Source organism: Candidatus Desulfolinea nitratireducens (assembly GCF_982879505.1).
In genome coordinates, this window is sequence record NZ_CEYOSI010000090.1 from 6,717 (window position 1) to 12,876 (window position 6,160).

The 6,160-nt window shown below is 48.3% G+C and carries 5 protein-coding genes; all 5 read right to left on the reverse strand.

The genetic code is table 11. The features are described from left to right. Positions 1-1,051: YlbE family protein (locus tag AC3DOM_RS09505; protein WP_487918806.1), on the reverse strand; the 1,051-nt coding region annotated here is incomplete at its 3' end. Positions 1,052-1,070: 19 nt separating this feature from the next. Next, positions 1,071-2,750: an acyl-CoA synthetase FdrA gene (gene fdrA, locus AC3DOM_RS09510; protein WP_487918807.1), complete on the reverse strand. Its 1,680-nt coding sequence runs from the start codon at positions 2,748-2,750 to the stop codon at positions 1,071-1,073. Then, positions 2,747-4,030 (reverse strand): amidase, encoded by a 1,284-nt coding sequence (locus AC3DOM_RS09515; protein ID WP_487918808.1) that lies wholly within the window; start codon positions 4,028-4,030, stop codon positions 2,747-2,749. Before AC3DOM_RS09515 ends, fdrA begins: the two co-directional genes overlap by 4 nt. 6 nt (positions 4,031-4,036) lie before the next feature. Further along, complete coding sequence (locus AC3DOM_RS09520; RefSeq protein WP_487918809.1) at positions 4,037-4,513, reverse strand: (2Fe-2S)-binding protein; 477 nt, start codon at positions 4,511-4,513, stop codon at positions 4,037-4,039. After that, positions 4,510-5,394: an FAD binding domain-containing protein gene (locus tag AC3DOM_RS09525; protein ID WP_487918810.1), complete on the reverse strand. Its 885-nt coding sequence runs from the start codon at positions 5,392-5,394 to the stop codon at positions 4,510-4,512. Before AC3DOM_RS09525 ends, AC3DOM_RS09520 begins: the two co-directional genes overlap by 4 nt. Positions 5,395-6,160 lie beyond the last annotated feature (766 nt).

The following is a 6,160-nucleotide window of genomic DNA, read 5'->3' on the forward strand; positions in this document are numbered from 1 at the left end:
AGGGCATCGTAAAATATTTATTCTCACCAAATGTGATCTCATACATTTCCAGGGTCGCATTGAGGGCATCTTGTGGTGAACCACCCACAAATGTGACAATTGCCGGTGCAGACGCCATCGCAAAGCCGCCAATTCCTGCGGTTTCAGTAATAGTGCTGTCCCCGATATCCAGATTTGCATCCTCCTGAGTGAAACCGGAAAAGAACAATCCCACGGGAATTTCCGCGGGTGCGGTGAACCATTCTTTGTCCCCCAGCCCACTGACGCGAATACCAAAATCTGTGCCATTGCGCGCCATGGTGGTGACGATGGTGCTTTTCTCAATACCGTGGGCGGCATCCGTCATCACCTTACAAGCGGCCATGACCGGATTCAATACGCTCAGCGCATTATCTCCTATGAATGCGAGCACTTCTGAGAGCACGGAATTGTCTTTGACCACTCTGGCGATCAGGGGAGAGATCGATTTTAGATACAGCAACGAACCGGCTTTATTGCGATTGTGTCCTTCATCGCCCATGTGCAGCGCTTCAGCGATCAGCGCGCGGATGTCGATGCCATCTGATCGAGCGAGCGCCTCTGCCAAGGCTGTGCCAAGGACATCGTTCATCCAATGCAATTTCTTGATCACTTCCTTGCTGTAGGCGCCATACCGCAAAACCTTTCCATACCCTTCATTGAGATTTGAATAGGCCTTATTGCCATGCTCCACGTTTTCAACGACATAGACTTTCATGGATGCAGAGGTGACCCCTGCCATTGGCCCAACGGTGTCGTGGTGGTGGCAGGCATCAAATTCGATCTCGCCACTTTCGACCATTGAAATTGCTTCCGTTTCATTTTTTGCCAACCCCTCGAAGAGCATTGCACCGATAGTTGCTCCCCGTAAGGGTCCTGACATTCGCTCCCATTCTATCGGTGGACCGGCATGCAATATAAGATTATCCTTCATGCCAGGAATGACATCCCTTGCCAGGGCAACACCTTTCAGGATCGGTCTGGCCTCCATCATGCGGTTCACCGCTGTGTTATTGGCTTGTTCAATGCTCATACATACGCTCCAAAATTCTCTAGTTTTTCATCCTGGCAAGCAGTGAGGCGAGTTTTTCATCTCCACCGGCAGGCGGTCGCCACTCCACATGGATGGCCTGCGCGTCCTGCAACTTTAAGCTTTCGTAAAATGTTTCAAGACCAACATTTATCGCTGTAAATTCCTGAGTCAGACTATCAAGTGCTATAGCTGGAAACTGGCTTGATTTGTGCGTACTGAATATCAAACTGATATATTCCACTACTTCGGTTACGCTTCGGAAGACAACTGAATTTGCTTCCTCCAAACGATCAATTTGCAACTGAATATCCTGGGGGTCTTCATCTGTCCCAATCACCAGTGCCAGAATGGTTAGATCAGTTCGTTCCCTTAGAATATCCTTTATAACGGGAGCCAGCTCACTGGTCGGGTCAGGATGCGAGCCATCCCCTAAAACAATATCCAATAAAATCATCCCAACCTCAGGGTCGGCGGCCTCCTGTTTCAGTCGCCTGATGCGCAGATCGTTATCGAGCATTGGATGCAAACGCCCGACCATGAAATATTCATCGCCCAAATCGATGATGGTGTGGGATTCACTTTTTAGCGGGTCCTTCAAGGTCTGATGTGCGTAAATGGGGGCATTTGAATATATCGGTGAGAGCGAAGCCTGTAAACCAAGCAGGGTCTCATAGGCCAACGTACCGCCTGAGAACAACCCGCGGAAATACGAATTGGGATTCGGTAATTTATCTCCTCCTGCTAATTTCAAATTACTGTTAATTAGCTCCACCGCAATGTCTGCAGCCTCGCTGAGACTGATTGCGAAATGTATGTATCCGATCTTTCTTGCAGGTGCAGGATAGCCGATAAAATAAACAACAACGGGTTTGTTCGCGTTTTGAGCAGCAGAGATCAATTTCGTGGCAACCTCAGATGAGGGGGGTTTGGAAACCAGTACGATCACCTTCGTTCCAGGATCATTTTTAAGCAAATCCAGGGCTTGATGGGCGGTGATCGCATTAACATCAGCGTTGAGATCGCGACCACCGGTACCGATCGCGTGGGATATTCCCCCGCCAAGAGCGTGCACGTGGCTGGTCACGGCCTGGGTTCCAGTACCCGAGGCGCCAACCAGCCCGATTTGCCCACGGCGCACACGGTTGGCAAATCCCAACCCAATCCCATTGATGATCGCGGTTCCGCAGTCCGGACCCATCACCAGTAATCCCTTTTCACGGGCAGTCTTCTTCAACGCGATTTCATCTTCGAGTGAAACGTTGTCACTGTATAAAAAGACATGTTTTCCAAAATCAAGCGCCTCGCGTGCGACACTGGCCGCATACCGTCCGGGGACCGAGACCAGCACCCAGTTTGCCTCAGGTAATTGATTGACCGCGGCGTTCAAGCTGTGCGGGCGAAAATCCTCGCTCACCCCTGAAGATTTCCTGCGGGATAGTAACTCGTCCACATTCCCGAGCGCATTCGTGGCAGAATTTTTTGAATCAGCTTTAACGACGATTAACAAATCGTCAGGGCTTGAATTGACAGATCCAGGCAATAAATCATTAACGGATAGCAATTCGCGGTTTGCAGCAGTTGCCATCACTACACCCGCATCAATCACGCCAGGTAAGGCTGCCAGGTCGCGCTGCAATCTCATCAACACCACCGAGTCATAATAAGCACCTTTGCGGATTTCAAATTCAGTTTCGCTCAATGGTAACCAACCAATTTTTCAAGTTCTTCCGCCCAGGCGAGTAAATTTTCATCATTTAATGCTTTACCGGTAACTTGCAGCCCAAGTGGAAGCCCTGATGAACTCATTCCCGCTGGCAGATTAATTGTAGGAAATCCTAATTGTGTCCAGGGAAGATTCATGATCGGATCGCCCGTACTCTCCAGGCCCTTTGGTGCGGGGCCAACCGCCGATGGGGAGATCCATACATCGATATTCTCTTCGTCCATTGTTTTTGTCATATCAACACGAAAAGTATCTCGGGCGGATAATGCCTCAACCAATTCTGATCCGGTGATGGATTTCCCCTGATGAACCAATTCAATAAATTTTGTTGAGTAAAGATTTTCGTATTTTTCAAACCACCTTTTGTGAACCTGTGCAGCTTCGGTGGACATGATCACAGTATGACGTGTACGAATTTCGAGAAAATCATCCATGACCGAGATATGGCGTAGTTCGTACCCCGCCTCAGCGAGGGATTGGCAATTTGAACGGAAGCAGGACAGGGCTTCGTCTGAAGCGTTTTGAAGATAAGGTCCGTCAGGAATGCCAATAATCGGGAAAGGATCCACAGTGCGGAGATTCCAATCATCAATCAACACAGGCGCTACCTCTCTTGCTATTCCGAGATTGGGGGTGAAATATCCGATATGATCGAGTGAGGATGAAACCGGAATGACGCCATCACGAGAGATGCGCTTATAAGTGGGCTTGAAACCAATCACACCACAGAAAGAGGCTGGACGGATAACCGACCCGATCGTTTGTGTGCCGAGGGCCAGTGAGCATAAGCCTGCCCCGACTGCCGCCGCAGAACCACTGCTTGAACCACCCGGTGTATGCTCGGGATTATGCGGATTGCGGGTGGGACCAGGCGAAAAATATGCGAATTCGGTTGTCACCGTTTTTCCGAGGATGAGTGCCCCGGCATTTTTGAGCCTGGTCACGCTTTCTGCCTGAGGGCCCTGGAGCTCTTCCGATGGCAAACGACTACCTGCCTGGGTTGGAAAACCATTGACATGAAAGATATCTTTAACCCCAACCAACATGCCAAAAAGCGGTGGACGGTTTTCGGGGTCGGGGAATCGTCCAAAAAGTTCTTCCGCTTCCATCTGTAAACGTTGAAAACGTTTTTCCTCGGGAAGGAAGGCCAAAACAGATGGTTCACGCGACGAGAAATAGTTTTCCAATTCGGAAAGAAATTTTGGAATCGTTAATTTGCTTGTGCGAAGCGCGTTGGTGGCAGGTGCTAAATTCATAATCAATTACTTCATCTTTTCAGCCGCAAGTTTGACTGCATCCACGATATGTTGATAGCCTGTGCAGCGGCACAGATTTCCGGATAAGGCTTCGCGGATCTGATCTTCATTTGGATCAGGATTCTGTTTTAAAAATGGGACCAGGGTCATCAGAATCCCTGGAGTGCAAAATCCACATTGCAATCCATGTGCTTCCCAAAAAGATTGCTGTAGAGGATCCAGGTTGTCTTTATCTTTTCCCAGGCCTTCAACTGTTGTGAGGTTTTGACCATCAGCTTGAATAGCAAATATCAAACATGAACGCATAGATTCGCCATTCACCAGGATCGTGCAAGCCCCGCAAGCACCCTGTTCGCAACCAACATGCGTACCGGTCAATCCGAGTTCATGACGCACGAAATCACTGAGCAACAAGCGCGGTTCTACCTCACGTGTATATTCGTTTTCATTAATGGTCACCGTTATTGAATATTTTTTTGTCATATCAGCTGTCCCTCTTTAGCCCGGCTTGCTGCTACCCCCAATGCCCTGCGTGTGAGCACATTTGCCAGGTGTCTTTGGAATTCAGGTGAGGTGTGGATATTTCCAAAGGGTGTGATTTCCTTTTCGCTTGCATGCAGGGCAGCTTCCCCGATTATTTTCTCATTCAGGATTTCGCCCTCCAGGGATTGAGCGGCTTCTTTCGCATTTACCGGACCATCACCGGCATTCAAATACACCAGCTTTGCTTTTTCACATTTATTCTGCTTGTCCAATTTAACCTGCGCAGCAACACCCATGAGCGCATAATCTCCCTTGCGCGGGGCGACCTCCATGAATGACCATCCCGTATTTGGCGTATTTCCGGGTAACTCAATTTCAACCAGGATCTCATCTGGCGCTACGACTGTGGTGAACATACCAGTGAAAAAATCGGACGCATCCACCCAACGCTCACCCGAAGAATTTCGAACTTTGAGGCGCGCATCCAAAGCCAGCATTAATACAGGCATTTCGGCCGCTGGGTCTGAATGAACGATACTTCCGCCGATCGTGCCACGATTACGAATTTGAGGATGAGCAATATATGGCACAGCCTCCGCCAGAAGCGGGACCCAATCTGCGATCACCGGATCAAACTCCAATTTCCTGTCGCGGGTCATCGCACCAATTCGAATGACTTCTTCATCTTTGTTGATATAGCTTAAATGACCAACACGATTTAGGTCTATCAACACACTCGGTTGAACAATTCGAAAATTCATGGCAGGTACAAGGCTCTGTCCCCCGGCCAATATTTTCGCCTCGTCTCCAGACTCGTTCAATAAGCCCAGGGTTTCTTCAATAGAATCAGGAATATGATAATCAAAAGGAGCCGGTTTCATGGGTTAGCCTCGTTTGTTTATACAGAGCGGTGTATATCCGTTTCTAACTTAGCTGATTGCTGGTTCTGCTTCCGCTGAGCTTCAGCCATCACAGCAATAATCGCAAGTGCGATTTCTCAGGATTTTTGGAGTCAATATATAATCCAATCGGTACATGCTGGTGCGATAATTTCGGAATTATCTTTAAATTCAACCGATTTTCCTACCTATATAATAGCACCAAACCCAGAGTTATCAGACAGCCTTGGTCAGATTATACCCTACACAGCCTTAACCCAACGGATTATTTGCTCATAAAAATATTTAGTGAGTTTGATGGACAATATGCCTGGGATTGAATATTCGCTCTTGAAAAGCGGAACGAATAGCCACCATCCAATTTCCTGATAAAGCCAATAAAATCATGATCTACCGAGCGGATAAATCGGAGACCAACCGCAAAAAAGGTACCGAAAAAGTACCTTTTAGTAGCGGAGGCAGGACTCGAAACCCTTTCGGGCACTTACCTGCGACCTCCGGGTTAAACTCTGTGAGTTCTTCTCTTGTGGAAGCTATCTTTGAATGAAACACCTTGCCAGCAAGCTAACCCGACGGCCTACAGTTCAATGGGGTTTTTAGATTCATGGTGAAATTTTATTTTCATCTTTCCATGGTGATACTGTGCACCAGACCAAATCCGGCATTGGCTAAAATCGTGGGTAAAGCCTTATACGTCATTGCCTGTACTGAGCCGCAGGCACACGTGCGAGGAGAGTTTCACCCGACG

Excerpts from the sequence above, each read along its gene's own strand:
- AC3DOM_RS09515 (WP_487918808.1), bottom strand. The coding sequence starts at position 4,030 with ATGAATTTAGCACCTGCCACCAACGCGCTTCGCACAAGCAAATTAACG.
- AC3DOM_RS09520 (WP_487918809.1), bottom strand. The coding sequence starts at position 4,513 with ATGACAAAAAAATATTCAATAACGGTGACCATTAATGAAAACGAATAT.
- AC3DOM_RS09525 (WP_487918810.1), bottom strand. The coding sequence starts at position 5,394 with ATGAAACCGGCTCCTTTTGATTATCATATTCCTGATTCTATTGAAGAA.